The organism is Frondihabitans sp. Leaf304 (assembly GCF_001423105.1).
Lineage (GTDB): Bacteria > Actinomycetota > Actinomycetes > Actinomycetales > Microbacteriaceae > Frondihabitans.
This window is the reverse complement of the sequence record NZ_LMNV01000005.1, coordinates 466317-491923: the sequence shown is the minus strand read 5'-3', so window position 1 is coordinate 491923 and position 25607 is coordinate 466317. Positions and strand designations below refer to the sequence as shown.

25 protein-coding genes and 1 tRNA gene are annotated in these 25607 nt (G+C 68.0%); 15 read left to right on the top strand and 11 right to left on the bottom strand.

Annotated elements, in window-relative coordinates; translation table 11 throughout:
- Positions 1–25 precede the first annotated feature (25 nt).
- Together ASF54_RS15810 and ASF54_RS15805 are read left to right on the top strand one after the other, a co-directional pair.
- The gene (locus ASF54_RS15810) at positions 26–1720 is read left to right on the top strand and encodes a hypothetical protein (protein ID WP_157510230.1); all 1695 of its coding nucleotides are present in this window, start codon (positions 26–28) and stop codon (positions 1718–1720) included.
- Positions 1721–1856: 136 nt separating this feature from the next.
- A complete protein-coding gene (locus ASF54_RS15805) occupies positions 1857–2276 on the top strand; it encodes a hypothetical protein (RefSeq protein WP_055965268.1) in 420 nt (139 codons plus the stop codon).
- Positions 2277–2367: 91 nt separating this feature from the next.
- On the opposite strand, the gene ASF54_RS15800 is transcribed toward ASF54_RS15805, so the two are convergent.
- The 3 genes from ASF54_RS15800 to ASF54_RS15790 all read right to left on the bottom strand — a co-directional run bounded on the left by ASF54_RS15800 (position 2368) and on the right by ASF54_RS15790 (position 4549).
- Entirely contained in the window at positions 2368–2721 is a 354-nt protein-coding gene (locus ASF54_RS15800) for a GntR family transcriptional regulator (protein WP_055965265.1), read from the bottom strand.
- On the bottom strand, positions 2718–3602 hold the full coding sequence (locus ASF54_RS15795) for a hypothetical protein (protein ID WP_055965262.1): 885 nt from the start codon (positions 3600–3602) through the stop codon (positions 2718–2720). The genes ASF54_RS15800 and ASF54_RS15795 overlap by 4 nt, the downstream gene beginning before the upstream one ends.
- A gap of 179 nt (positions 3603–3781) precedes the next feature.
- Positions 3782–4549 (bottom strand): phosphoglyceromutase, encoded by a 768-nt coding sequence (locus ASF54_RS15790; protein WP_055965259.1) that lies wholly within the window; start codon positions 4547–4549, stop codon positions 3782–3784.
- Between the two features lie 40 nt (positions 4550–4589).
- On the opposite strand from ASF54_RS15790, the gene ASF54_RS15785 reads away from it, so the two are divergent.
- Positions 4590–5378, top strand: a complete 789-nt coding sequence (locus tag ASF54_RS15785) for a class I SAM-dependent methyltransferase (RefSeq protein WP_055965256.1) — start codon at positions 4590–4592, stop codon at positions 5376–5378.
- Between the two features lie 75 nt (positions 5379–5453).
- On the opposite strand, the gene ASF54_RS15780 is transcribed toward ASF54_RS15785, so the two are convergent.
- From ASF54_RS15780 to ASF54_RS15765, 4 genes are all read right to left on the bottom strand, one after another.
- Positions 5454–6539, bottom strand: a complete 1086-nt coding sequence (locus tag ASF54_RS15780) for an FUSC family protein (RefSeq protein WP_157510229.1) — start codon at positions 6537–6539, stop codon at positions 5454–5456.
- Between the two features lie 2 nt (positions 6540–6541).
- Positions 6542–7651: a CAF17-like 4Fe-4S cluster assembly/insertion protein YgfZ gene (gene ygfZ / locus ASF54_RS15775; protein ID WP_055965254.1), complete on the bottom strand. Its 1110-nt coding sequence runs from the start codon at positions 7649–7651 to the stop codon at positions 6542–6544.
- Positions 7641–8246 carry an FABP family protein gene (locus ASF54_RS15770; protein ID WP_055965250.1) on the bottom strand — a complete coding sequence of 202 codons (606 nt, stop codon included), beginning with the start codon at positions 8244–8246 and terminating at the stop codon, positions 7641–7643. Before ASF54_RS15770 ends, ygfZ begins: the two co-directional genes overlap by 11 nt.
- Before the next feature lie 146 nt (positions 8247–8392).
- Positions 8393–8674, bottom strand: coding sequence for a hypothetical protein (locus ASF54_RS15765; RefSeq protein ID WP_055965247.1), 282 nt, complete (start codon positions 8672–8674; stop codon positions 8393–8395).
- Between the two features lie 105 nt (positions 8675–8779).
- On the opposite strand from ASF54_RS15765, the gene ASF54_RS15760 reads away from it, so the two are divergent.
- The 8 genes from ASF54_RS15760 (at position 8780) to pstB (ending at position 18279) form a co-directional block, all read left to right on the top strand.
- A complete protein-coding gene (locus tag ASF54_RS15760; protein WP_055965244.1) occupies positions 8780–9463 on the top strand; it encodes a winged helix-turn-helix domain-containing protein in 684 nt (227 codons plus the stop codon).
- Positions 9447–10382, top strand: coding sequence for a mycothiol synthase (gene mshD, locus ASF54_RS15755; protein WP_055965241.1), 936 nt, complete (start codon positions 9447–9449; stop codon positions 10380–10382). Before ASF54_RS15760 ends, mshD begins: the two co-directional genes overlap by 17 nt.
- Before the next feature lie 222 nt (positions 10383–10604).
- Positions 10605–12779: an RNA degradosome polyphosphate kinase gene (locus tag ASF54_RS15750; protein WP_055965238.1), complete on the top strand. Its 2175-nt coding sequence runs from the start codon at positions 10605–10607 to the stop codon at positions 12777–12779.
- Complete coding sequence (locus tag ASF54_RS15745) at positions 12776–13753, top strand: NUDIX hydrolase (RefSeq protein WP_235481108.1); 978 nt, start codon at positions 12776–12778, stop codon at positions 13751–13753. The genes ASF54_RS15750 and ASF54_RS15745 overlap by 4 nt, the downstream gene beginning before the upstream one ends.
- A gap of 414 nt (positions 13754–14167) precedes the next feature.
- On the top strand, positions 14168–15262 hold the full coding sequence (gene pstS, locus ASF54_RS15740) for a phosphate ABC transporter substrate-binding protein PstS (RefSeq protein ID WP_055965235.1): 1095 nt from the start codon (positions 14168–14170) through the stop codon (positions 15260–15262).
- Between the two features lie 137 nt (positions 15263–15399).
- Positions 15400–16359: a phosphate ABC transporter permease subunit PstC gene (pstC, locus tag ASF54_RS15735; RefSeq protein ID WP_055965496.1), complete on the top strand. Its 960-nt coding sequence runs from the start codon at positions 15400–15402 to the stop codon at positions 16357–16359.
- Positions 16359–17444, top strand: a complete 1086-nt coding sequence (pstA, locus tag ASF54_RS15730; RefSeq protein ID WP_055965232.1) for a phosphate ABC transporter permease PstA — start codon at positions 16359–16361, stop codon at positions 17442–17444. The genes pstC and pstA overlap by 1 nt, the downstream gene beginning before the upstream one ends.
- Positions 17445–17499: 55 nt before the next feature.
- A complete protein-coding gene (gene pstB, locus ASF54_RS15725; protein ID WP_055965229.1) occupies positions 17500–18279 on the top strand; it encodes a phosphate ABC transporter ATP-binding protein PstB in 780 nt (259 codons plus the stop codon).
- An 80-nt stretch (positions 18280–18359) separates the two neighbouring features.
- On the opposite strand, the gene ASF54_RS15720 is transcribed toward pstB, so the two are convergent.
- Both ASF54_RS15720 and ASF54_RS15715 read right to left on the bottom strand, forming a co-directional pair.
- Positions 18360–19193 (bottom strand): anti-sigma factor, encoded by an 834-nt coding sequence (locus ASF54_RS15720; RefSeq protein ID WP_055965226.1) that lies wholly within the window; start codon positions 19191–19193, stop codon positions 18360–18362.
- Positions 19190–19765 carry a sigma-70 family RNA polymerase sigma factor gene (locus ASF54_RS15715; RefSeq protein ID WP_055965223.1) on the bottom strand — a complete coding sequence of 192 codons (576 nt, stop codon included), beginning with the start codon at positions 19763–19765 and terminating at the stop codon, positions 19190–19192. Before ASF54_RS15715 ends, ASF54_RS15720 begins: the two co-directional genes overlap by 4 nt.
- A gap of 638 nt (positions 19766–20403) precedes the next feature.
- Here ASF54_RS15715 and ASF54_RS15710 point away from each other — a divergent pair.
- Positions 20404–21036 (top strand): hypothetical protein, encoded by a 633-nt coding sequence (locus tag ASF54_RS15710; protein ID WP_055965220.1) that lies wholly within the window; start codon positions 20404–20406, stop codon positions 21034–21036.
- 88 nt (positions 21037–21124) lie between these two features.
- Positions 21125–21197 (top strand) — tRNA-Lys (locus ASF54_RS15705).
- 196 nt (positions 21198–21393) lie between these two features.
- Here ASF54_RS15705 and ASF54_RS15700 read toward each other — a convergent pair.
- Positions 21394–22341, bottom strand: coding sequence for an aldose 1-epimerase family protein (locus ASF54_RS15700; RefSeq protein ID WP_055965217.1), 948 nt, complete (start codon positions 22339–22341; stop codon positions 21394–21396).
- Complete coding sequence (locus ASF54_RS15695; RefSeq protein WP_055965214.1) at positions 22338–23183, bottom strand: DeoR/GlpR family DNA-binding transcription regulator; 846 nt, start codon at positions 23181–23183, stop codon at positions 22338–22340. Before ASF54_RS15695 ends, ASF54_RS15700 begins: the two co-directional genes overlap by 4 nt.
- An 86-nt stretch (positions 23184–23269) precedes the next feature.
- On the opposite strand from ASF54_RS15695, the gene galT reads away from it, so the two are divergent.
- Positions 23270–24376 carry a galactose-1-phosphate uridylyltransferase gene (gene galT, locus ASF54_RS15690; RefSeq protein WP_055965211.1) on the top strand — a complete coding sequence of 369 codons (1107 nt, stop codon included), beginning with the start codon at positions 23270–23272 and terminating at the stop codon, positions 24374–24376.
- Positions 24373–25560: a galactokinase gene (gene galK / locus ASF54_RS15685; protein WP_055965208.1), complete on the top strand. Its 1188-nt coding sequence runs from the start codon at positions 24373–24375 to the stop codon at positions 25558–25560. The genes galT and galK overlap by 4 nt, the downstream gene beginning before the upstream one ends.
- The last annotated feature ends 47 nt before the right edge of the window (positions 25561–25607 follow it).

The window sequence follows — 25607 nt, the reverse complement described above, 5'->3', positions numbered from 1 at the left end:
GCGACCCACGCCGGAAGAGCGCCGCATGAAGAAGCCCCTGCCCACCGCGAACCCTCGCGCATCACGGGCCGCAGTGCCCCTGGCCCTCGCAGCCGTGACCGCCCTCGCACTCGGCTTGGTGGGTGCTCTGCCTGCTTCCGCAGCGCCGCCCCCGACACACCTCTCGGCTGAGACCCTCACCGCCCCACGGCCCGCCATGACGCGGATGAGCCCGCTCGTCGGACACGCGCCGAGCACGGTCGAGAAGGCTGCGCAAAACGCGGTCGAACAAGCAGCATCCAGCGATCAGACAAGCAGCTCGGCCGTAAGCCGAGCGCGCGTTGCCGCCCCCTCGGCGACAACCCCGAAGGCCCCCTCAGGAACACCATCCACCGACCTGGTCATCACCTCTCCGGCAGACGAAGATATGGTGCAGTTCGTCTCGGGGCCGCGCACGATCACCGTGGTCGGCACCGCGCCCGCAGGCTCGGTCATTACGGTCCACAACGACCAAGAAGAGATTCTCACCACGGTGACCGCGGACAAATCGGGGGCCTTCACGTTCACGGTGTCGTTCAGCGACGCCGTGAGCTGGGACCAGCTTCTCGTGATCGACGGGAAATCGGGGGCTCGCGGGCTCACAGAGCACCTGATCGAGGTGCAGTTCGACGCTCCCGATACCGAGGTTCCCGTCGTCGACCCGTTGATCGTCGGTCAGACACTGATCGGAACCCCTCTGCCCTTCGGCGGAGGGCTGTTCTCAATCCCGGTCAGCGGGACTGCCAAGCCCGGCGATCAGGTCTTCGTCCTGGCGGACCCCACGGACACCACCGACCCCTCTTTCGGAGACGGGGCATTCGCCACTGCCGATGCCAACGGACAATGGACAGCCCGATTGGCGCTCGGTCCCGGTTCGTACTTCTTCACGCCCGTCGCTCAGACGATCGACGAGGTGCTCGGCCCACTGTCGGGCTACACGGAGGGGGCGCGAATCGGAACCGCCGAGGTGGCGATCCCGGCCGACTACCTCGTCCCGCCCGTCGTGAACGAGACCGTTCAGACGAACTTCGACGGATCCGAGCCGACGTCGTCGGGCACTGCCGCCAGCGATCCCCTCGACCCCGATGACGGTGTCGCCGACGCAGCCGAAGATGCGACGGACGAGCCCACGACCGAGCCGACGACAGACCCGGGTGTCGAGCCCACGGACGGCGCGACGGATGGCGGTGCGCAGTACCTCGCCGTTGTCTCCGGCACGGGAACGCCGGGCACCGGCGTGCAGCTCTGGGTCTCCGACCTCGACTCCGCCGACGCGTACCTCTCGGCGCTCTACCCGGGTTGGTTCGACGACTCCACGGCTCCGCCCTCCGCCACGGTGCCCACCTACGACGGCACCATCACGGTCGGGGCGGACGGGCGTTGGTCGAAAGACCTGGGCCTGCCGAGTGGCACCTTCGTAGCTGGGGCCTTCACCGTCGACACCTCCGACCCGACGAGTCTCCGCTACTCGGTCATCGGCAACACCGTGATCTTCGACGTGGCCGCGACGGACGATGGCGTGATCGCCGCCTCAGCCAGCGGCGCGATCTCCCCCGGCGCCGACACTCCGGCCACGGAGCTGGCCTTCACCGGCTCGGAAGGGCGCTCGATGTTCCTCGTCGCGGTGGGGCTGCTCGGTCTCGGCGTCGCGCTAATGCTCACGATGCGGACTCGCAACCGCCGCGCTCCTCGGCCCGAGTAGCGTCCGACCGCAGAAACGTCACCCGACCGCGATTAAACCCGGTCGGGTGACGTTTTCTCGGTCGGAGGGGCCGCCACTCGATCGGACGGGAAGGCGGTCGGTCGGGCGAGACTCCACCGTGCGAGAGAATCGGTGCATGGCCCAGGTAGCGATCATCGTCAACGGAATCCCTGACCCCCGCAAGTCGGAGATCTCGTCAGCGCTCGGGATCCTGCTCGGCTGCCCCGTGCTGAAGCCGACCGCCGTTCAGGAGACCCTGACGCAGGCGACGGGGCCGGTCGCACCGCGCGAGGGCATCCGCCGGCTGGCCATCGAGACGGTGTGGCGCACGGCCGGGCTCATCGACGCCGGCGTGGTCGTCGACGCCTTCTTCGAGCGGGCCGACTCCGACGCGGTCACCGGCGGCATCGACCTGGCCGGCTCACCCCGCGTCGTCGAGGTCTGGTGCGGCGCCTCCGGCGGCGAGCTCGGCCTCACCCCGTTCGTGCGGGTCGACGCCGTCGAGACCGTCGACATGGACGCCCTCGTGCAAGAGATCAGCGCCCTCTTCGTCTAGTCGCGAGGCGAGACGACGCTCGCCACAGCGGGCGACCGAGGCTTGTCCGAGGTCCGCTGCGGTGAGCGGCGTCTCACCCAGCCAGTACAGTTCAGGATCCGAGCGCAGCGCGAACGAACCGGAGCGCCTCGGCCGGGTCGACGCCGAGATCCTTCACCCGCTCGGCGTAGACGCGCGCCGCCTGTTGGGCGGCCACCTCGGGGTCGGCGCCCTGCGCGCGCACCACCGTGCCGTTCCGCCCCCGCGTCTCGATCAGACCCTCGGCCTCCAGTTCGCGATACGCGCGGGCGACGGTGTTCGGAGCGATGCCGAGGTCTTCGGCGAGACGTCGCACTGTCGGCAAACGGTGGCCGGCGGCGAGGACTCCCCCGCGCACCTGGCCCGCGAGCTGACCGCGGAGCTGCTCGAAGGGTGGTGTCGGAGAGCGGGGGTCGAGGGTGATCACGAGGGGCTGGATCCTGCGATTCTGAGGGCTTCTTCGGCCGGGGTGCGACGCCGCGAACCCGGCCACAGCTGCTCGAGATACCAGGTGCGGGTGTTGCGGAACACGACGCTGAAAAGGATGCACCCGACGAGCAGCGCAATCATGATGACCACGTCAGCGGGACTGAAGTCGACGGGCCCGCCACCCACTCCAATCACCGCCCAGTAGCCGCCCAGGGTGAGCGCCTGGACGGGCGCTGCCAGGAGGTCCATCAGCGCGGAGGCGGTGAGCGCGTCGTTCCAGACCAGCTCATCGGTCGAGGCCACCGGATGACCTCTCGCGACGATTCGGCGAGAGAAAATCTCGAATAGAACGAGGCAGACAGCGCCGAGCGCCACGAGGAGGACTCCGGCGAGACCCGCCCCCGAGCGCGCCGAGAGGGCGATGGCCACAGCCGCCAGCACCAGGATGGCCCAAGCGAAAATGCGAGCGAGGACGATCACGTAGTCGCCGACTCCGACGGCCTCGGCGCGCGCGATCCGTGGACGGTCGGTCGCCGCAGTCTCGTCTCGGAACGACGCCCAGACCGTGCCGAGCGACGAGCCGGTCACCGCCGTGATGAGCGCCAGAAAGGCGACGACGACAGGGGGCCGGGTCGCGAAAGACTCGTAGAGCACGACGCCGACGCCGAGGCCGACGAAGCCGCCGACGCTGCTGCCGAGAACACGTGCTGCAACGCGCCGTCGAATGAGACCGTCGAGGTCGGCGGGGATGCCCAGCCCGACCCGCTTCGCCAGCCGCTGCATCTGCCAGGTCTGGAATTCACCGACCCGCGACAGAAGTGCAGTGCCGACGAGCACCACGGCGTATACCGCGAAGAGAACTTGAAAGTACAGATCCATACCCACCCCTTTGTACCTACGACTGTAGCAATGTGTCGCTACAAAGCAAGGGATAGAACAGCAAACCCGCCCGGTCGGCGTAAACAGCAGCCCTAGGGCAGGTGCCTACGCCGATCGGGCGGGTCTGAGCCGATCGGGCGGGTCGTGCCGATCAGGCGGGTCTGAGCCGGGCCGGAGGCCTACGCCTTGGTCGCGTCGAGCCCGTCGCTCTTGCCCTGGTTGGCAACGGCGGCGGCACCGGCGGCAGCGGCCTCCGGGTCGAGATACGCCCCGGGCTTGGTCGGTGTGAAATCGTCGTCGAGCTCGTAGACCAGGGGGATGCCGGTGGGGATATTCAGCTCGGCGATCTCGTCGTCGGAGATGCCGTCGAGGTGCTTGACCAGAGCGCGCAGCGAGTTGCCGTGCGCGGTGACGAGCACGGTCTTGCCGGCGGCGAGATCGACGGTGATGTCGCTCTCCCAGTAAGGAAGCATGCGCTCGATGACGAGCTTGAGCGACTCGGTGCGCGGGGCGTCGACGCCGAGGTCGACGTACCGCTCGTCGTGGGCCTGCGACCACTTGCTGTCGTCGTCGAGCGGCGGCGGCGGCACGTCGAACGATCGACGCCAGGTCTGGAACTGCTCGGGGCCGTACTCTTCGAGCGTCTCGGCCTTGTCTTTGCCCTGGAGCGCACCGTAGTGACGCTCGTTGAGACGCCACGAGCGCTTCACGTCGATCCACAGCCGGTCGGCCTCTTCGAGAGCGAGGTCGGCCGTCTGGATCGCGCGGGTGAGACGCGAGGTGTAGAGGATGTCGGGCTTGAGGCCGGAGTCGCGCAGCAGCTGCCCGGCGCGCTTCGCCTCGGCGGTGCCCTGCTCACTCAGGCGGACGTCGACCCACCCGGTGAAGAGGTTCTTCTGGTTCCACTCGCTGTTGCCGTGCCGGAGAAGGATGAGCGTCGAAGTCATGCTGACGATCCTATCGTCGCGTCGTTCCTAGGATGGTGGCATGCCCACAGGTCACGTCACGCGCGGAACCACGGGCACCAACCGACTGCGCCGGGTCGATCGCTGGATCGCGAGTCTGCCCGCGTTCCGCACCGCCGCGGATCCTCTGGTCGTCGATCTGGGCTACGGCGCCAGCGCGACGACGCCGCTCGAACTGCACCACCGACTGGCTCGGGTTCGGCCGGAGGTCGAGGTCGTGGGCATCGAGATCGAGCCCGAACGGGTGGCGCTGGCATCCCTGTCGGCCAAGCCGGGGGTGTCGTTCCGGCTCGGCGGGTTCGAAGTGCCGCTGCCCGATGCAATGGAGCGGGCCGATCGGCGGCCGGCGGTGATCCGGGCGCTGAACGTGCTGCGGCAGTATCCCGAGGAGGCGGTGGCCGGATCCTGGGATCTCATGGTCTCGCGCCTCGCCCCCGGCGGCGTCCTCGTCGAGGGCACGTGCAACGAAGTGGGCCGCGTCGCGAGCTGGGTCGACGTGACCTCGGACGGCCCGCAGACATTCACCGCGTCGCTGCGTCTCGCCTCGCTCGAGAGCCCACTGATCGTCGCCGAGCGGTTGCCGAAGGCGCTGATCCACCGCAATGTCGAGGGCGAGAGGATCCACGCGTTCCTCGAGGAGCTCGACCGCCACTGGCGCTACAACGCCGCCCTCGCCGTGTACTCGCCGGTGCAGCGTTGGGTCGCGACCGTCGAGGGGATGCGGTCGGCGGGCTGGCCGGTGCTGCACGGGCGCACGCGCTGGAGGCTCGGCGAGATCTCGGTGCCGTGGTCGGCGGTCGCCCCGGCGTGACGCCGCCTTGCGGGCCCGACACCGCATTTCGGGCCCGACACCGTCGAAAGGCGGCGTCAACACCGAAAACCGGTGTCAGAGCGTGGCGAGGCGCGAGCGCGCGTCGTCATGCGGCAAGCCCGTCGCCATGAGCAGGTCGATGACGAGCGGCCGCAGCATCAGCACGAGCACCGTCTCGGCCACGGGCGCACCGGGCAGGACGACCGCAGGATCCAGCCTCCGCCCCACCGCGACCAGCGCCTCCTGGGCAGCCGGCACCCGCTCCACCGCCTCCAGCGACTCCCCCAACACACTCGTCGCCAGCGCGATACTCGCCACGAGGTCAGCCACCTCGGGCCGACGTCGGCCGTCGCCGATCGTGGTGTCGATGCGCCGGGTGACCACCCGGAGGTTGCGTACCGCGAGGTCGAGATAGCGCAGGATTCGCGCTTCCGCGGCTATCACGGGCACCTTGCGTCGCAGAAACGGCGAGATCCGCGAGATCGACGACGCCGTGTCGAGGGTCGCCGCCCAGTCGTCGAGGAGCGGCTGCGTCGTGCGGAGTCGGTCGAGGGCCGCATCGGCCTGCCGGACGTCGTCGTGTCGGAGTGCCCGCACGAGTGAGGCGAACGCGGGGTCGAGCTCGGCGAAGAGGCGACGGGCATCGGCCCGGGCGAGGCCGATCGGGTCACGGGGAACGAGCGCTGTGATGAGGAGCGCGACGGCCCCGCCGACCAGCCCGTCGAGCGACCGGGTGAACGGCCCGCCCGCGGGATCAGGCAGGAGCATGACGAACATCGACTGCGTCGCCGCCGCGATGGCGAAGGCACTGGTCGGCGACAGGAACCGGGCCACGGCGAGCGCGACGAAGAGCACGATGCCGTACTGCCAGAAGCCCTTGCCGAAGACCAGCAGCAGGAGCTCGCTGAGCGCGATGCCGATTACCACGCCGACGGCATTCTCGAGCACGCGGCGCGGCCTCGCGTCACGGGCGAAACCGAGAGACGAAATGGTGACGGTCACGGCCAGGATCGGCATCGGGTGACCGATGCCGAAGCGGGCTATCGAGTAGGCGATCCCGGCCGCGAGCACGATCTGCAGCATCGCCGGCAGCGAGGAGCGCACCCGCAACGCCGAGGCACGAACGTCGAAGCCCCCGGCCCGAGGGAGGGAGAACCGCACGGTCAGCGCCGGACGGCACCGAGCCGCGGCAGCCGAGGAACACCGGCAGCGGCGCCGGCGTCGGGGGGAACGATGGTCTGCTGCGAGGCGGCCACGACGGTGTCGTCGTCGCCGGCCAGAACGGTCAGCGGCGCGGTGACGTCGAGGCTGCGCTTGACGAGGGCGAGCGCGATCGGGCCCAGCTCGTAATGGGTGCCCGACGAGGTGATCGAACCGACCTCGCGGTCGCCCTCGCGCACGACGTCGCCGTGACCGGGCAACACATTGTCGGAGCCGTCGAGGTGCAGCATGACGAGACGCCTCGGCGGGTGGCCGAGATTGTGCACCTTCGCGACGGTCTCTTGCCCGCGGTAGCAGCCCTTCGCCAGGTGCACGGCCGAGCGGAGCCAATCGAGCTCGTGCGGGATGCTCCGCTCGTCGACCTCCGTCGCGAGGCGCGGACGCCAGGCGGCGACCCGGAGAGCCTCGAGCGCGAGAGCACCGGCGACGGGCACGTCGGACGCGGCGACGTCGGCGAGAGACTCGGCCGTGACGAGCGTCTCGCGGTAGCTCCAGTCGGCGGCCGGGTGGCCGGCCTCGGCGGCGTAGCCGACACCGCCGACGGCGACCTCGTGCCACGGGTCGATCCAGACGAGGGGGATGCCAGCGGGGCTGGCTGCGGGAAGGGCGAGGTCGGCGAACGATCCGAGCACCGCGAAGTCGGCGCTTCGGTCAGCGACCTCGACGCGCAACATGAAGCGCATCCGATCGAGCCACGCGGCAAAGCTCTCGGCCTCGGCCGCGTCGACGAGGAGCCACGTGGTCTCGCCGTCGTCGAGCACACCGGCCGCGTGCTCCACCCGGCCCGAAGGATCGAGCAGCAGCGTCTCCGTCGAGCTGCCGGGAGCGAGGCCCTTGAGGCTCTGGCTGGTGAGCGAATCGAGCCACGACAGCCGGTCGGGCCCCGAGACCGTGACGAGACCTCTCGACGGCACCTGGACCACCGCGGATCCTGAAAGAAGTGCCCGCTGTTCGACGAGCGGGTTGCCGTAGTGCGCGGCGACGCCGGTGGAGTCGTCGGCTACGAAGCCCGGTCGTGCGGCGAACGGCGTCGCCGGAGCGCTACTCGACACGAGCGAGCTGACCCGACGCGTGCGTGCGCAGCTCGTTTCCGAGAGCCGCGACATCCCACGCCCAGAGGAGGTGGTTGTCGACGAGCCCGTACATGCGAGTGGCGGCCGAATACTCTTTGGCATTGCTTGAGCGGACCACGGCGTCGGTCGAGAGATCGATTCGCGGACCCTTCACCCGGCCGAGGTAAAGCTCGTTCACACCGGTCGGGTGCACCAGGGCCACCTCGATGTTGAACCCGTCGTCGGGCGTGCGGAGCACTTCGACTGCCCGAGGCGTGGTGAACGGCTGGATTCCCACGCCCGGCAGCATGCCAGGGCCCCGGTCGCCCTCTTCGGACGGGCGGTCGAGCCGCCAGTAGCCGGTCTCGCTGACGAGCGGTGTGTTCTCTTCGTCGAGCAGCCAGGAGTACGAGCTGTAGTTGAGGAACGGCAGGCCGTCGTGACTGAAGCTGACGCGCTGGCCGAACTCATGGGTGCGGCGCGACTCGGGGTCGTCGCCGGTCTTGTAGTCGACGACGCCGGTGCCCTCCCACACCCCGATGAGCCAGGAGAGGGGAACGAGCTCGGCGGGCAGGTCGACGGGAATTTCGATCAAGGGTCAGCGCTGACCTTTGAACAGCTTCACGAGCACCGTCACCGCGACGAACGCAATGCAGAGAGACGCGACGACGAGCAGACCGATGTAGAACATCTCGAGGGCAAGCAGAGAATCCATGCAGTCAGCCTACCCGCGAGGCCTGGTCAGAGGGAGAGGAGAGCAAGGATCCCGGTGGCGATACCCAGCACGACGAGACTTCCCGACAGGCTCAGCATCGTCCGGTCGACGAGCCCGTCTTTCTCGCGGGTGGCGAGCTGCAGGCAGAACGTCAGCACGATGGTGAAACCCAGCACGAGCGGAAGCCAGACGAGATAGCCGTCACCGTCGACGGTCAGGCCGACGACTACGGCGCCCACGAGAGCGGCGAACCACACGGGAATGGTCGTCGCGAGACGGAGGCGCACTCGGCGGTTGCTGGTTTCCACCCCTCCATCCTGGCCCACTGGCGCTGATGGGGGCACCCACTAGGGTGGTCCGGGGTCAACTTCTCTGTGAATTAGAATCACGAGAGAACATCAACTGGAGGTCGTGTGGCGCAGCTCTTGGTCCTGACTTCCTCCGGTACGCCCGAGGTTCTGCCCGCACTGGCCCTGCTCAGTCACCGTACCCGGCAGATCCCGGCAGAGCCCGCGCACCTCGTCAACGCCCCCTCGAGCGACCTCATCTTCGTCGATGCCCGCACCGATCTCGCCAGCGCGAAGTCGCTTTGCAAGATCCTGCGCACCACCGGCGTCACGGTGCCCATCGTGCTCGTCCTCACCGAGGGCGGCCTGACCGCGGTCAACTCCGAGTGGGGCGTCGACGACGTCATCCTCGAGTCGGCCGGCCCCGCCGAGGTCGACGCGCGAATCAGGCTGGTCACCGGCCGCCTCGCCCAAAGCCAGACCGGGTCGAAGATCCAGGCCTCCGGCGTCGTCATCGACGAGGCGAGCTACTCGGCGAAGGTGCACGGCAAGCCCCTCGACCTCACCTTCAAAGAATTCGAACTGCTCCGCTTCTTCGCGACGCATCCATCACGCGTGTTCACGCGCGAGCAGCTGCTGAGCGAGGTCTGGGGTTACGACTACTTCGGCGGCACGCGCACGGTCGACGTGCACGTGCGGCGCCTCCGCGCAAAGCTCGGCGACCTCGAGTCGCTCATCGGTACCGTGCGCAACGTCGGCTACCGCTTCAACGTCTACGACGACGAGCAGCGAGATGCCCTCAGAAGCTGACGCCACCCCGGTCGGCCAGCCCGACCGCAGCGGGGCCGCCGCCGCCGCGATGCTCGCCCCGCTCACCGCCGAGGCCACCGCCGCCGACGGCTCGCCGCCGTTCTCCGACCAGGCTCTCGTCGAGGCCCGCTCGGGCGACGCGACCGTGCTCGGCGACGGCGACGCCGCGGCCATCCTGCGCCCGGGCGAGGCCGAACTCGTCGTTCGCCCGGCCGTTCGCGGGGCCGGCCTCGGCACCGTCCTTCTGCGCGCGGTGATCGACGTCACCGAGGGGCCGCTCGCCGTGTGGGCCCACGGAGACCACCCGGCCGCCCGCCGACTGGCCGAGGGCTTCGGATTCGTGCCGACGCGGCGCCTGCTGCAGCAGCGGGCCAGGGTCGATGCGGGGGCGTCGGATCCTGCGCTTCCTGCAGGCTTAGCTGTCCGGGCGTTCCGCCCCGGCATCGACGACGCCGCCTGGCTCGACCTCAACGCGCGCGCCTTCGCGTCGCATCCGGAGCAGGGGTCGCTCACGCAACTCGATCTCGACGCCCGCAAGGCCGACGACTGGTTCGATCCGGGCGACTTCTTGCTGCTGTGGAAAGACGACGAGCTGCTCGCCTTCGCCTGGTTAAAGGTGGAGATGGGTACGGGCTCTGATTCGGGGTCGGCTTCGGGGTCGGATTCGGGCTCGGGCTCGGGCGTTGATTCAGGCTCGGGCTCGTTCGGCGAGTTCTACGCCGTGGGCGTCTCCCCCGACCACCAGGGCGAGCACCTCGGCGGCGCGATCGTCGACGCCGGCCTGGCACGGCTCGCTCAGCGCGGCGTCACGACGGCCACCCTCTACGTCGAGGGCGACAACGACGCGGCGCTCGGCCTCTACGCGACGCGGGGCTTCACCGATCACGCGATCGACGTGCAGTACACCCTTTCGCGCTGACCTGGCCCGCCTGCCCGCTCTGCCTGCCCACCCTGCGCGACGCCAATTTGAGAGCGATCCGTCGGCGCAGACGCCAAACGGCAGTAACTGGTGTGACTGCCGCGTCGGATCGCTCTCAAATTGACGAGGCACCGCTACACCGCCGCGTGTGAACAGGGCGGAGTTACCAACAGTTCACACGCCACGGCCCTCGCGAAGAGCCACGGGTGGCAGGATTGAGAGATGGATAGCGAACCCTACGTCGACGGCGCAGCCGTCTCGAACGACTTGATCGACGACTTCGACGAGATGGTCACCTTCGACGTCGACGCCACCCTGCCGACCGACCGGTTCCTCGACCGCGAGATCAGCTGGCTGTCGTTCAACCAGAGGGTTCTCGAGCTCGCCGAAGATCCCGACACCCCGCTGCTCGAGCGCGCCAACTTCCTCGCGATCTTCGCGAGCAACCTCGACGAGTTCTTCATGGTGCGGGTGGCCGGCCTTAAGCGCCGCATCGCGACCGGGCTCGCCGTGCCGACCAACATCGGCACCTCACCCAAAGACGTCCTCGCGACGATCAACGCGCGCGCCTACGAGCTGCAGGCCCGCCACGCGCGCGCCTTCAGCGACTCGGTCAAGCCCGATCTCGACGCCGCGGGCATCCACGTCGAGATGTGGTCCGACCTCGACGCGACCGACCGCGAGCGCATGCACGAGGTGTTCTCCAACCAGATCTTCCCGGTGCTGATGCCGCTGGCCGTCGACCCGGCCCACCCGTTCCCCTATATCTCCGGCCTGTCGCTCAACCTCGCTGTGCGAGTGCGCAACCCCAAGACCGAGAAGCAGGAGTTCGCGCGCCTCAAGGTGCCGCAGGTGCTCCCCCGTTTCGTACAGCTGCCCGACGACGGCAGCGGTCGCCTCCGCTTCATCCCGCTCGAAGACCTCATCGCGAACCACCTGCAAGACCTGTTCCCGGGCATGGAGGTCAACGAGCACCACGTCTTCCGCGTCACCCGCAACGAAGACGTCGAGATCGACGAAGACGAGTCGGAGAACCTCATCCAGGCGCTCGAGAAAGAGCTGCTGCGCCGCCGCTTCGGCCCCCCGATCCGTCTCGAGATCACCGAAGACATGGATCCCGTCACGCTCGAGCTGCTCGTCCGCGAGCTCGACATCACCGACCAAGAGGTCTATCGCCTTCCGGCGCCGCTCGACCTCGCCGGCCTGTTCGAGATCGCCAAGATCACCAACCCCGAGCTGCACTACGCCAAGCACCTCCCGACCACGGCCGTGCAGCTTCTGCCGACCGAGCCGAACATGAAGCCCGACATCTTCGCGAGCATCTCGCGTCGTGACGTGCTCGTGCACCACCCCTACGAGTCGTTCGCAACGAGCGTGCAGGCGTTCCTCGAGCAGGCCGCCGCCGACCCGAACGTGCTGGCGATCAAGCAGACCCTGTACCGCACGTCGGGTGACAGCCCCATCATCGAGGCCCTCATCGACGCGGCCGAGGCCGGCAAGCAGGTGCTCGCACTGGTCGAGATCAAGGCCCGCTTCGACGAGCAGAACAACATCACCTGGGCTCGCAAGCTCGAGAAGGCCGGCGTGCACGTCGTCTACGGCCTCGTCGGGCTGAAGACGCACTGCAAGCTCGCGCTGGTCATCCGCCAGGAGAAGGGCGGTCGGCTCCGCCACTACACGCACATCGGCACGGGCAACTACAACCCCAAGACCAGCCGCATCTACGAAGACATGGGTCTCTTCACCGCCGACGACCAGGTCGGAAAAGACGTCACCCGCCTCTTCAACGAGCTCTCGGGCTACGCCATCGAGAAGAAGTTCAAACGCCTGCTCGTCGCACCGCTCCACCTGCGCAAGGGCCTCATCAAGCGCATCGCCGTCGAGGCGGAGAACGCTGCCGCCGGCAAGCCCTCGGGCATCCGCATCAAGATCAACTCGATGGTCGACGAAGAGATCATCGACGCGCTCTACCACGCGAGTAACGCGGGGGTGCCGATCGACATCTGGGTGCGCGGCATCTGCTCGCTCAAGGCGGGCATCCCCGGCCTCAGCGAGAACATCCGCGTGCGCTCCATTCTGGGCCGCTACCTCGAGCACTCCCGCCTGTTCTCGTTCCACAACGACGGCGACCCGCAGGTGTTCATTGGCAGCGCCGACATGATGCACCGCAACCTCGACCGCCGTGTCGAAGTGCTGGTCCGGCTCGTCCAAGACGATCACCTCGCCGAGATCGAGGCGCTCTTCAACCTGGCCATGTCGCCCGAGACATCGTCGTGGTACCTCACGCCCGAGGGCTCGTGGGAGCGCCACTCGCGCAGCGATTCGGGCGAACGTCTCGCCGACATGCAAGATGGCCTGATGAAGCAGATCAGCAAGAGAAGGCGTTCCACACGGTGACACCCAGGCGAGACACGCCCCTGCAGACGGCCGCGAAGCCGGCCGCCACCACGATCGTCGCCGCGGGCGCCGTGTGCTGGAGGCTCGTCGACGGAAAAGTCCGGGTGCTTCTGATCCACCGCGACTACCACCACGACGTGTCGCTGCCGAAGGGCAAGGTCGATTCCGGTGAGTCGACCCCCCAGACGGCTGTGCGCGAGATCCGCGAAGAGACCGGCTACTCTGTCGCCCTCGGCGCACCGCTCGGCACGGCCGAATACCTTCTGCCGGGCGGGCGCGACAAGGTGGTGCACTACTGGGCCGCTGAGATCGGTGATGCCGAGTTCGCTGCGGCCGGATCCTTCGTCCCGAACGACGAGGTGCAGAAGATCGAGTGGGTTCCCCTCGCCAAGGCTCGTGCGCAGCTCACCTACGAGCGTGACGCCGAGATCCTCGACCGCTTCGCCGATCGAGTCGCCGCCGACCAGGCGCGCACGTTCGCGATAGTGGCTCTGCGGCACGCCAAGACCGTCGCACCCGGCGAGTGGTCTGGTACCGATGCGACGAGGCCTCTGCTGCCGGTCGGCCGCAAACAGGCCAAGGCGATCGCGCCGGGAATCGCCTCCTGGCGACCCGCACGCATCATCAGCAGCACCGCCGCCCGCTGCCTGGCCACGGTCGAGCCGCTGTCGGCGGCCTCGCACGTGGGTGTCCGCCAGACCGACGCCCTCAGCCAAGACGCGTTCGAGGCCGGCACCGCCGACGTCGCAGGCGTCGTCAAGAAGCGCTTGAAGAAGCGGGTCGACGCCGTCCTCTGTAGCCACGGGCCCGTCCTGCCCGAGATCATCCGCCAGATCGCGTCCCAGGCGAACGGCGGCTACGCGCTCGACCTCCGCCGTTTCGGCTCGCTGAGCACCGGCGACTACACCGTGCTGCATCTGTCTCGCGCCGACGCGACGCTCGTCGCCATCGAGACGCACGGGTCAGGCCTGTAAGCGGGCAGGGGCTCAGGATCCGCCGCGAGGGCACCTGCACTCGGGGTCCATGTATTCAGGGCTCATGTATTCAGGACAACGGGCGCACAACTCAGGCGTGAGTGGCGCCCCGGATCCTGAACCGAGGGGTTATGGCGCTGCCAGCCCCCTAACGCAGGACTCGCCGAGCACTCCACCTGAACTCAGGAGGCGCAGCCTGGCGAACCGCCCTACTCCTCACCCTGCCAACCCCTCGGATCCCCGGCGCTTGTTCTCCGGCCGTTCACCTTCCGTTCACCGATACAGACGAACGTCGTTAACGCAGAAACGTAGCCTCGCTCGCGGGTCAGCACCGGCCCGTGACTCATTCGAGTCTCGCTCCCTCACGGGGGCACACCCCTGCATCACGACTTAGTCCTCCCCGAAGGGAAATCTGTGAACATCAAGCGAGTTGGCAGCATCGCCGCCATCGCCATCGTCGGAGCAATTGCACTGTCTTCCTGTGCATCGAACGAGGGCGGCGCGGGCACTGGCTCGTCTGCCGGCTCGAGCGACCTCTCCGGCACCATCAACGGCATCGGCTCGTCTGCTCAGCAGGCCGCAGAGACCGCCTGGGCTTCCGCCTTCCAGCAGGCCAACGCCGACGCCAACGTCAATTACGACCCGCAGGGCTCCGGCGCCGGTCGCACCAGCTTCATCTCGGGTGCCGCCGACTTCGCCGGCTCCGACGCCGCTCTCTCGGACGAAGAGCTGAAGTCGACGTTCGCCGGGTGCGCCGCCGACTCCAAGGCCATCGACCTTCCCGTCTACATCTCGCCGATCGCCATCGCGTACAACGTCGACGGCCTCACCGACCTCACCCTCGACGCCGACACCATCGCCGGTATCTTCAAGGGCACGATCACCAAGTGGAACGACGCGGCGATCACCAAGCTGAACCCCGACGCGAAGCTCCCCAGCGCCGCGATCACGGTCGTGCACCGCTCGGACGACTCCGGCACCACCTTCAACTTCTCGCAGTACCTTGCGAGCCAGGCCAAGTCGGTCTGGACCGAAGAGGCCTCGCAGACCTTCCCCTACTCCGTAGGTGACGCTGCCAAGGGTGGTTCCGGTGTGGCCGACGCCGCCAAGAACTCGAAGAACTCGATCACGTACCTCGACGACTCGGCTGTTGGTGACCTTTCCGTCGCGAAGCTGATGGTCGGCGGAACCGCCACCGAGCTCAGCGCCGACGGCGCCGCCGCGGTCGTCTCGAAGTCCCCGCTGGTCGAAGGCCGCGCTGACAACGACCTCGCGATCAACATCGACCGGACGCTGACCGACAAGGGCGACTGGCCTCTCGTGCTCGTGAGCTACATCATCGCCTGCGACACCTACAAGGACAGCGCCAAGGGCAACCTGGTCAAGGCCTACGCCACCTACGCAGCCAGCGCCGACGGTCAGAAGGCCGCCGCCGAGCAGGCCAAGTCGGCTGAGCTGACCAGCGACCTCGCCTCCAAGGTCGCAACGGCTGCCGCCACCATCAAGTAACACCAGCACGACCAGGATCCGGGTCGCGGACACTTCCGCGGCCCGGATTCCTCTGCTTCACTAGCACCACCCAGTGCCCAGCTCCTCTATCCCGAACAGTCGTGCGGCCCACCGAGCCAGAGCAGGATCTCCTCTTCATGACCGCTACCGCGGAACGCCCCTCCAAGGCAGACACCCGACCCAAGTCCGTCGTTCGTCTCGGCGATCGCGTCTTCTCCACCGCCACGGTGCTTTCGGGGTCGTTGATCCTCGTAGTGCTCGTGGCAGTCGCCCTGTTCCTCATCGTGCAGAGCATCCCGGCCCTGACCGCCAAGCCCGGCGAGATCCCTCAGGGTGCAAAGAGCTTCTGGGACTACGTCGGCCCCCTCGTCTTCGGCACCATCTGGGCTGCCCTGCTGGCCCTCATCATCGCTACCCCGCTCGCGCTCGGCATCGCGCTCTTCATCTCGCACTACGCACCGCGCCGCATCAGCCAGCTGCTCGGCTACATCATTGACCTGCTGGCAGCCGTGCCCAGCGTCGTGTTCGGCCTCTGGGGCGTGCTCGTGCTCGCCCCCTTCATCCAGCCCTTCTACTCGACCCTCGTCGACAAGCTCGGCTGGATCCCCCTGTTCGCAGGGCCCGTCTCCGGCACCGGCAAGACGATCCTCACGGCGTCCATCGTGCTCGCCGTGATGATCCTGCCGATCATGACCGCGGTCATGCGCGAGATCTTCCTGCAGGCTCCTCGTCTGCACGAGGAGGCCGCTCTGGCCCTCGGCGCGACGCGCTTCGAGATGATCCAGATGGCGGTGCTCCCGTTCGCCCGTTCCGGCATGGTCTCCGCGATCATGCTCGGCCTCGGTCGCGCCCTCGGTGAGACCCTCGCCATTGCGATCGTGCTGTCGCCGGCCGCGGTCGTGAACCTCCACCTTCTGACGAGTCAGAACCCGAACACGATCGCCGCCAACATCGCGCTCCAGTTCAACGAGGCGCAGGGAGTCGGTTTGAACACCCTCATCGCGTCGGGCCTGATCCTGTTCGTCATCACACTGCTGGTCAACATGGCGGCCCGGTTCGTCGTCAACCGCCGCAAAGACTTCTCGGGAGCCAACTGATGTCGGTCGCCGTCCGCAACACGTCCACTCGCACCAACACGCTGACCGCGGGCAAGCTGCCGAAGGGCGCCCCGTGGGGCCTGCTCATCGTCAGCTGGGCGATCTTCGTGGTCATCTTTCTGCTGCTCGAGGCATCGGGCACCACCAGCGACTTCAACATCGTCGGCGCCCTCTTCTTCGGCACCATCCTCTTCGACATCCTCATCGTCGTGATCTCGATGGTCGTCGAGGGGGGCCGCAAGGCAAAGGACCGCCTCGTCACCTCGCTGGTCGCCACGGCCTTCATCGTGACCCTGCTCCCCCTGATCTCGCTCATCTACACGGTGTTGTCGCGCGGGCTCGCCCGCTTCGACTCTGCTTACTTCAGCCAGTCGATGCGCAACGTGATCGGCGACGGCGGCGGCGCGCTGCACGCGATCGTCGGAACCCTCGAGATCACGGCCATCGCGACACTGATCAGCGTCCCGATCGGCCTGCTCACCTCGATCTACCTCGTCGAGTACGGCCGGGGTCGTCTGGCTCGATCGATCACGTTCTTCGTCGACGTGATGACGGGTATCCCCTCCATCGTCGCCGGCCTGTTCGCCTTCGCGCTCTTCTCCCTCCTCCTCGGTCCGGCGTACCGTGCCGGTATCGTCGGCTCGATCGCGCTCAGCGTGCTCATGATCCCGGTGGTCGTCCGTTCGAGCGAAGAAATCCTGAAGATCGTGCCGAACGAGCTGCGCGAGGCGAGCTTCGCCCTCGGTGTGCCGAAGTGGCTGACGATCGTCAAGGTCATCCTGCCGACGTCGATCGCCGGTCTCACGACGGGTGTGATGCTGGCGATCTCGCGCGTCATCGGCGAGACCGCCCCGCTGCTCATCACGACCGGCTTCACGACGAGCATGAACTACGACCTGCTCATGGACCGCATGATGACCCTGCCGGTGTTCGTCTACACGCAGTACGCCAACCAGGGGCCGAATGCCACACCGTTCGTGGAGCGCGCCTGGACCGGCGCCCTCGTGCTGATCCTCATCGTCATGGCCCTGAACCTGCTGGCCCGCCTCATCGGCCGCTTCTTCGCCCCCAAGCTCAGCCGCTAGCTGCGGCATCGCCTCAGCCCGGCTCTCCCCCGCTCCGTCCCGAAAAGGAACCTCAGTGTCTAAGCGCATCGAAGTCAAAGACCTCAACGTCTACTACAGCAAGTTCCGTGCTGTCGAAGACGTCAACATCACGATCGAACCGCGCACCGTGACCGCGTTCATCGGCCCCTCCGGCTGTGGCAAGTCGACGTTCCTCCGCACGCTCAACCGCATGCACGAGGTCATCCCCGGCGCCTACGTGGAGGGCGAGGTGCTCATCGACGGCAACGACCTCTACGGCCCCGGCGTCGACCCGGTGCTCGTGCGCCGCCAGGTCGGCATGGTGTTCCAGCGCCCCAACCCGTTCCCCACGATGTCGATTCGCGACAACGTGCTCGCCGGCGTGAAGCTCAACAACCGCCGCATGTCGAAGACCGACTCCGACGAGCTCGTCGAGAAGTCGCTCCAGGGCGCGAACCTCTGGAACGAGGTCAAAGACCGACTCGACAAGCCAGGATCCGGGTTGTCCGGCGGACAGCAGCAGCGTCTCTGCATCGCACGCGCCGTCGCGGTGTCTCCCGATGTGATCCTCATGGACGAGCCCTGCTCGGCCCTCGACCCCATCTCTACGCTCGCGATCGAAGACCTCATCGAGGAGCTCAAGCAGGAGTACACGATCGTGATCGTGACCCACAACATGCAGCAGGCGTCGCGTGTCAGCGACAAGACGGCGTTCTTCAACATCGCGGGCACCGGCAAGCCCGGCAAGCTCATCGAGTTCAACGACACCGCGACGATGTTCTCGAACCCGTCGGTCCAGGCGACCGAAGACTACGTGTCGGGCCGCTTCGGTTGATCCACCAGCGCTAACCCGCAGAAATGGCTCAGGCCCCGGTCGAAAGACCGGGGCCTGAGCCATTTGTGATTCGCGGGGCGCTAAGCGCTCTGCAGTGCGGCGACCGGAGTCGTGGTCGGCTGCTTCGAGCCGCCCGCCGGCTCCACCGTGATGCCGACGGTGTCGCCCGCCTGCATGTCGCCCTGCAGCACCTGGGTGACCGAGTTCGAGGTGACCGAGACGGTGCCAGCCGACTTGACGTCGGAGCCCTTGATGTACCAGAGCTGGTAGGTCTTGTCGCTCGGCAGGGAGGTCAGGCCGGTGAGCATGACGGCCGAGCGCTGGAGGCCGTTCGACCAGTACAGCGTCGCCTTGCCGCCCGACGAGATGTCGGTCGCAGCGTGCTGCACGTCGTTGGCGGTGAGGATCTGCTGGAGGTCGGCTCCACCGGCGATGGGCGCGGTCTGCGACGTCGTCGGCCCGAGCTGGTTGGACAGCCCGACCCCGCCGAAGACAAGACCCACCGCGGCGGCAGCTCCGATGAGCAGGACGCCGGGGCGCATGAACCAGCGCTGCCGAGCGAGCGGGATGGGCTCGAGGAGCTTGCCACCACTCTCGGCCTCGGTCGAGGTCGTGGCGGGAGCCGGATCCTGCGCTGCGGGGGTCTCGAGGCGCGGAAGCTGGGGCGTCGACTCGATGAGGTCGAGGATGCTGGCACGCAGACCGGCAGAGGGGGTGACGGGCGTCGCCGCACGACCGAGCAGCAGAGCGGTGTCGTTCAACTCGGCTACCTCCTGTCTGAGTTCGGGTGACTCGCTGAGGCGAGCTTCAAAGGTGTTGCGCTCTTCGTCGGTGATCGCGTTCAGCGCGTAGGCACCGGAGAGAGCGTCGATGTCAGGGTTCGAGGGGCCGGAGCCGTTGCGGTTGTCGCTCATGACGCCACTCCTAATTCGTCGCGAAGGCGGATCATGCCGTCTCGTAAGCGGGTTTTGACTGTGCCGATGGGCACGTGAAGCATTTGAGAGACCTCGTTGTGCGTGTAGCCGCCGTAGTAGGCGAGCTGCACGGCCTGTCTCTGCAGTTCGGTGAGGCGACCGAGCGCGCGCTCGACCCGCTCGTGCTCGATGCGGATCTCGACCTGCTCGGTGACCGAGTCGTACGAGGTCTCGTAGTCGCGGATACCGATCTTGGTGTCGCGGTCACGACTCGACTGGCTGGCACGCACCCGGTCGACCGCTCGGCGGTGAGCCATGGTCAGCATCCAGCTGGAGGCGCTGCCCTTGGCCGGATCGAAGCGGGTGGCCGTCTGCCAGATCTCGAGGAAGACCTCTTGCGTGACCTCCTCCGACTGCGAGTGGTCTTTGAGGAGCCGCTTGATCAGGCCGAGCACGCGGGCTCCGCTCTGGTCGTACAGCTCGGCAAAAGCCGCGCGATCGCCGTCGGCAACACGCCCGAGGAGTTCGTCGGGGGTGGCTTCGGCGCCGATGTCGCGCCCGGGTGTTTCCATGTCGCGGCTCACAAGCTCCAGCATGTCAGGTCGCACCTCCGTCCGCACTGGTAGGGAAGTCGGCGCTGTTACCGGGGTGGCCCTCTCGCACGGACCGTCTGGGATGGCAAAAGCCCGGCAGTGCGAGAGAGCCGCCGCGGTGGGCCGGCCAGTCGTGACCGACCCGGCGATCGAGGGTGATCGGCGGGTTTTCTCTCTTGCACTGTGTTCGGCGCGGCCGTCCGAGCGGATTGGAGGATTCTTCAGGCAGCAGATCGACGAGCTCAGGATCCGGCCCGACGCCGCTCGACACGGCGTGACCGGGGCCCTTCTCCAGCGCTGGTGCCCTTCATGAGCACTGGTGCCCTTAACGAAGAAGCGCCGGGCCGCAGAAACGCCTCTCGGCGCGAGGCCGCTCGGAGCGGCTAAATTTGGAGCCCGGGGTTTACTGCGGCCCGGCGTCGTCCACTGTACAGGCGGCACGGTCGGTCTCGCTCGGCGTCCGCAGAGAGCGAACGGCTGCGGTTACTGTGACACCGCCTTTCGATGCAGGCAGCGTTTTTGGCCGGTGTCGCCGCCGCAAAGCGGTGTTATTCTGGCCGCCGCGGTCTCGGGGACGGTCACCCTGCGTGTCGGTGGCGGGGCGTACTCTGGGCCCAATGTCAGAGCGTCACTTTCACCGCCCCGCCCAGTTCGCCGGCCACGAGTTCGAGGCCTTCCAGGGCGGCGACGATCCCGCAGTCATGCATCGCGTCGCCCACGAGTCGGCCGGCGCGCTACTCGCCCGTGTCCGAAACGACCCGAGCCCCGAGATCCTCGACCGACTTGTGGCGTTCACCGACTCCAACGGCATCGATGCCCTCGCCGAGCTGTGGGCGGGTGCGACCGCGCACAGCCTGCCCGGTGCGCTCTGGCGCATCTATCTGCTCCGGGCGGTCATTCGGCAGAGCCCCGACGACATCACGTACCTGTTCGAGCGGGGCGCCGCGATCTCGTCGACCATCGACCCCGTGGTTGCGGGCGCCCCCACTCCCGCGACGCCGGAGGAAATCCTCGAGCTAGCCGACCGGATCCTTCGAGGTGTCTTCGATGGCGACTTCGCCCTCGCACTCGACCGCGGTGCGGCGTTCGCCCGGCTGGCGTCAGCCGGTGCCACCGCCGTAGCCGACGACCTCGACGTGCTCGAGCCGGAACGATCGAGCGAATTCACGCGGCGCGGCCTGCGGCTGACCGAGCTCGCGACCGACCTGGCGGCGTGCGCCGGGCGGTGGCGCGACGGCAGCCTCGACTGAGCCGCGCTGCGGGTGCGGGTTCGGCTGCGGCTTCTGGTGGGCGTGGGCCGGAACGACCTCGCGCTGTTGCTACAATCGGTAGCTGCACGGGCCTCTAGCTCAGTCGGTAGAGCATCGGACTTTTAATCCGTTGGTCGTGGGTTCGAGCCCCACGGGGCCCACAACGATAAATGGCGCCCCCCGGGGCGCCATTTGTCGTTGCGGGCCCCGTGTCGGCGAGAGCGCACTCGTGGTGGGCCCCGTTGTCCGCGAGACTCCTCAAAGTGCCGATGTGGGGTGACTCAGATGGGCACTTTGTGGAGTCTCGCTGAAGCAGCGCCGGCCATAGCTCAGGCAGCCCAGCGCAGACACCACAGCTCAGGCAGCCACCGCAGCCGAGTAGCGCACACCCCATGAGCCGGTCCAGGTCTCGCCCTCGTCGAGCCAAATGAGGCTCTCGCCGGAGGCCAGCGCGTTCGCCGGCGCCGTCATCGGCTCGGCGGCGATAGCGAGGCCCTTGACGCCGTCGCGCGGGAAGTTCCGCGGGGTGAAGACCTGCACGTAGGGGAACGACGCGTCTTGCCACATCGCAGTCGTAGAGCCGTCGGGCGCGGTGAGGGTCGTGACCCGGTGACCCGAGGGATCCTGCGCGATGTCGCGATAGCAGGTGTCGATGTCGAGGTCGCCGACCAGGGGCGAACCGGCGAGGTCGAACGGGGTGCCGGCGACGGGCGACGTGCCGACGGGAATGCTGCGCACGTTCGTCTCGAAGCGCGTCGCGGCATCGAGGGTCACCCGGAGCGTGGCGGGGTCGTGCGAGCCGACCCGGAAGAACGGGTGGGATCCGACGGCGAACGGTGCACGACCGGGGCCCCGGTTTGTGACCGTGTGCGTCACGATCAGCCCGTCGACCACGAGCTCGTGCCGGACCGTGGTGTCGAGACGGAACGGGTAGCCGTGCTGGGGGAACACCGAAGCAGCCTGCGTCACCGCGTGCGGCTCGACCGACACGGGGCGATACGCGGTGTATCGCAGGAGGCCGTGGCTCGCGTTGCCCTTGGCGACCTCGGTGATGTCGAGTTTCTGCTCGGCGCCGTCGAGGTGCCAGATGCCGCCATCGACCCGGTTCGGCCAGGGGACGAGCGTGATGCCGCACGCCGAAGGCGGGCTCTCGTGCTCGGCGAAGGTCTCGGCGACCGCGTTGCCGTCGACCTCAAGGCCCCGGAGGCCCGCGGCGAGCTCGGTGACGATCGCTGTGACGACGTGGCCGTCGCTCTCGAGACGGAGGGCATATTGATCGCCGGTGGGCGAGAAGGTGTCGGTCACGGGGAGTCTCTCTCAGAGGAAGTGCGGTCGGTCTCGTCGGCCTCGAGCACCGTGAGCCCCGCCTCGCGGAGCCCCCGGACGTCGTCAGCCGCGGCACCCGCCGTTATCAAGCCCTCGAACGACTCGAGAGGCCCGATCACGCCGAGATGCGCCTCCCCTATCTTGCCCCCGTCGGCGACGATGAACGACCGCCGGGCTGTTCGGGCCATCAGCCGCTTGAGGTCGGTCTCGGGCAGATTGACGTTGGTGACGCCGTGCCGAACGTCGACGCCCGTGCAGCCGATGAAGGCCAGGTCGGCCGTGAGGCTCTCGAACACGGTGGTCGCCAGAGGATTGACGAGCGAGTGCTGCAGGGGCCGGAGCGTGCCCCCGGTCACGATCACGGTGAACCGTGGAACAGCCCGCTCGAGAGCGAGGGCGATCGTGAGGCCGTTGGTGACGATGGTGACCCCGGTCAGGTCGGTGCGCTCGAGCAGCGCCTCGGCGATCTGCGTGGTCGTGGTGCCGACATCGAGCACGATGCACTGGCCACTGCCAACGAGCGAGGCCGCCTGCACGCCGATGGCCCGCTTCGCTGCCGCACCGACGGCCGCGACCTCTTCGAACGGCCGCTCGACGGGTGACTGCTCGACGCTCATCGCCCCACCGTGCACACGGACCAGACGACCAGCCAGCGCAAGAGCATCGAAGTCGCTGCGGATCGTCACCTCGGAGGTGCCGAACTCGCGAGCCAGATCGGTCGTGCGGGCGAAACCGTGCGCCTCGACGACCGACACGATGCCCTCCCGGCGGCGCGGCGAGAAAACGCCGGACGATTGCGAGGGACGAGGGGTGGAATCCACACCTCAAGCTTCGTATACTTTCGTTTGCCTTCGCAAGAGAAAGCATCGAGCAATCTCGGGGGCGCCGAGCAATCCCAAGGAGGGGCATGCCCATCGTCAAACGCCCGACCGTCCTGGCCGACGGTCGCGAGCTCATCTACTTCGACGACGCCGACACCACGCTGCCGGCCGAGCGGAAACCCGACCGGCGACCCCTCGACCCACGCCCCGAGACGGCGACCATGCGGCAAGACGTTCTGACGGGTGAGTGGGTGTCGATCGCGGCCTCGCGCCAGAACCGCGCGTTCCTGCCCCCGGCCGAGCTCGACCCGCTCGCACCCGCGACCGAGACGAACCCCTCCGAGATCCCCGACATCTACGACGTCGCGGTCTTCGAGAACAGGTCGCCCTCCTTTGGGCCGCTCCTCCCCGACGACGCCGACAACGCACCGCTGAGCCTCGACGACCTCTCCGAGATCGGCATCGGGCGCACCCGCACCTCGATCGGCCGCTGCGAGGTCGTCTGCTTCAGCCCCGAGACCTACGGCTCGTTCGCGAGTCTCAGCGAGTCGCGTGCCCGCACCGTCGTCGAGGCCTGGGCCGACCGCACCGAGGCGCTGAGCGCCCTGCCCGGCATCCAGCAGGTCTTCCCGTTCGAGAACCGCGGCGAGGCGATCGGCGTCACGCTGCATCACCCGCACGGCCAGATCTACGCCTACCCCTACGTCACGCCCCGCACGACCCGGTTACTGCAGAGCATCGAGTCGTACGGCCCGAACCTGTTCGAAGACATCCTCGACACCGAGCGGAGCGGCCCCCGAGTCGTGCTCGCCGGTGAGCACTTCACCGCGTTCGTGCCCTTCGCGGCCCGGTGGCCCGTCGAGATCCACCTGCTGCCCCACCGCCACGTGCCCGACTTCGCGGGTCTGACGAGCGACGAACGCGACGAACTCGCCCTGATGTACCGTCGGATCCTTCGCGGAGTCGACGCTCTCTACGACGACCCGACGCCCTACATCGCCGCCTGGCACCAGGCGCCGGTGAACGTAGGGCGCGACACCGTGCGGCTGATGCTGCAGGTCACCTCGCCGCGGCGGGCTGAGAGCAAGCTCAAATTCCTGGCAGGATCCGAGGCGGCGATGGGAGCCTGGATCGGCGACCTCGTTCCCGAGAAGAGCGCCGAACTGATCCGAGAGGCCATCGACCGAGCATGAGCACCACCGATTCACCGACATTCGACGGCATCTTCGACACCGAGGTCGTGGGCCGCTGGCAGGCTCCCGGCCGCGTCAACCTGATCGGCGAGCACACCGACTACAACGACGGCTTCGTGCTGCCGCTCGCGATCGACCGGGCGACGACCATCACCGTCGGGCGCCGCGACGACCGCCTTCTGCGCGCCTCGTCGTCGTTCGAGCCCGGCGTCGTGCACGAGGCCTCGCTCGACGCGCTCGATCCCGCCACCCTCGACGGCTGGTCGGCCTATGTGTTCGGGATCGCCTGGGCGCTATCCAAGAAGCTGCCCGAGGTGACGACCTCCGACGACGTCGCCATCGACCTCTCCGAGGCGTTCGGTCTCGACATCTTCGTCGACTCCGATGTGCCCGTCGGCGCCGGCCTCTCGTCGTCCGCCGCGATCGAGTGCTCAGTCGCCGTCGCGATGGCCGACCTCTGGAACCTCGACGTGACACGACCGTTCCTGGCCTCGGTTGGGCAGTACTCCGAGAACCACGCCGTGGGCGCACCCACCGGGATCATGGATCAGTCCGCCTCGCTTCTCGGTCGCGCCGACTCGGCCGTGTTCCTCGATTGCCGCAGTCTCGACGCCGAGGTCATCGACCTCGGCTTCGCTCCGGCCTCGCTCGAGCTGCTCGTGATCGACACCCGCGTCGAGCACGCGCATGCGACCGGCGGCTACGTCGAGCGCCGCGCCTCGTGCGAGAAGGGGGCGGCAGCGCTCGGCGTCACCTCCCTCCGCGACCTCGACGTCTCCGACCTCGAACGCGCCGAGTCGCTTCTCGACGACGAGACGTACCGCCGCGTGCGCCACGTGATCACCGAGAACCAGCGCGTGCTCGACACCGTCCGCACCCTGCGCGAATCGGGCCCGGGCGCGATCGGCGCCCTGCTCGACGCTTCGCACGTGTCGATGCGCGATGACTTCGAGATCTCGGTGCCCGAGCTCGACCTCGCTGTCTCGACCGCGCAGTCGACCGGCGCTGTCGGCGCGCGGATGACGGGCGGCGGTTTCGGCGGCGCAGCGATCGCGCTGGTGCCGTCGGATTCGCGAGAGACGGTGACCGCGGCCGTGCTCGAGGCATTCGCCGCCGCCGGGTACCGCGAGCCGACGATCTTCGCCGTGCATGCGGCCGACGGAGCGCATCGCCTCGAGGGGTGACCCGCTCTCGTGGCCCGGCGGCCCGGCCGCCCGGCGCCGAGAGTAGC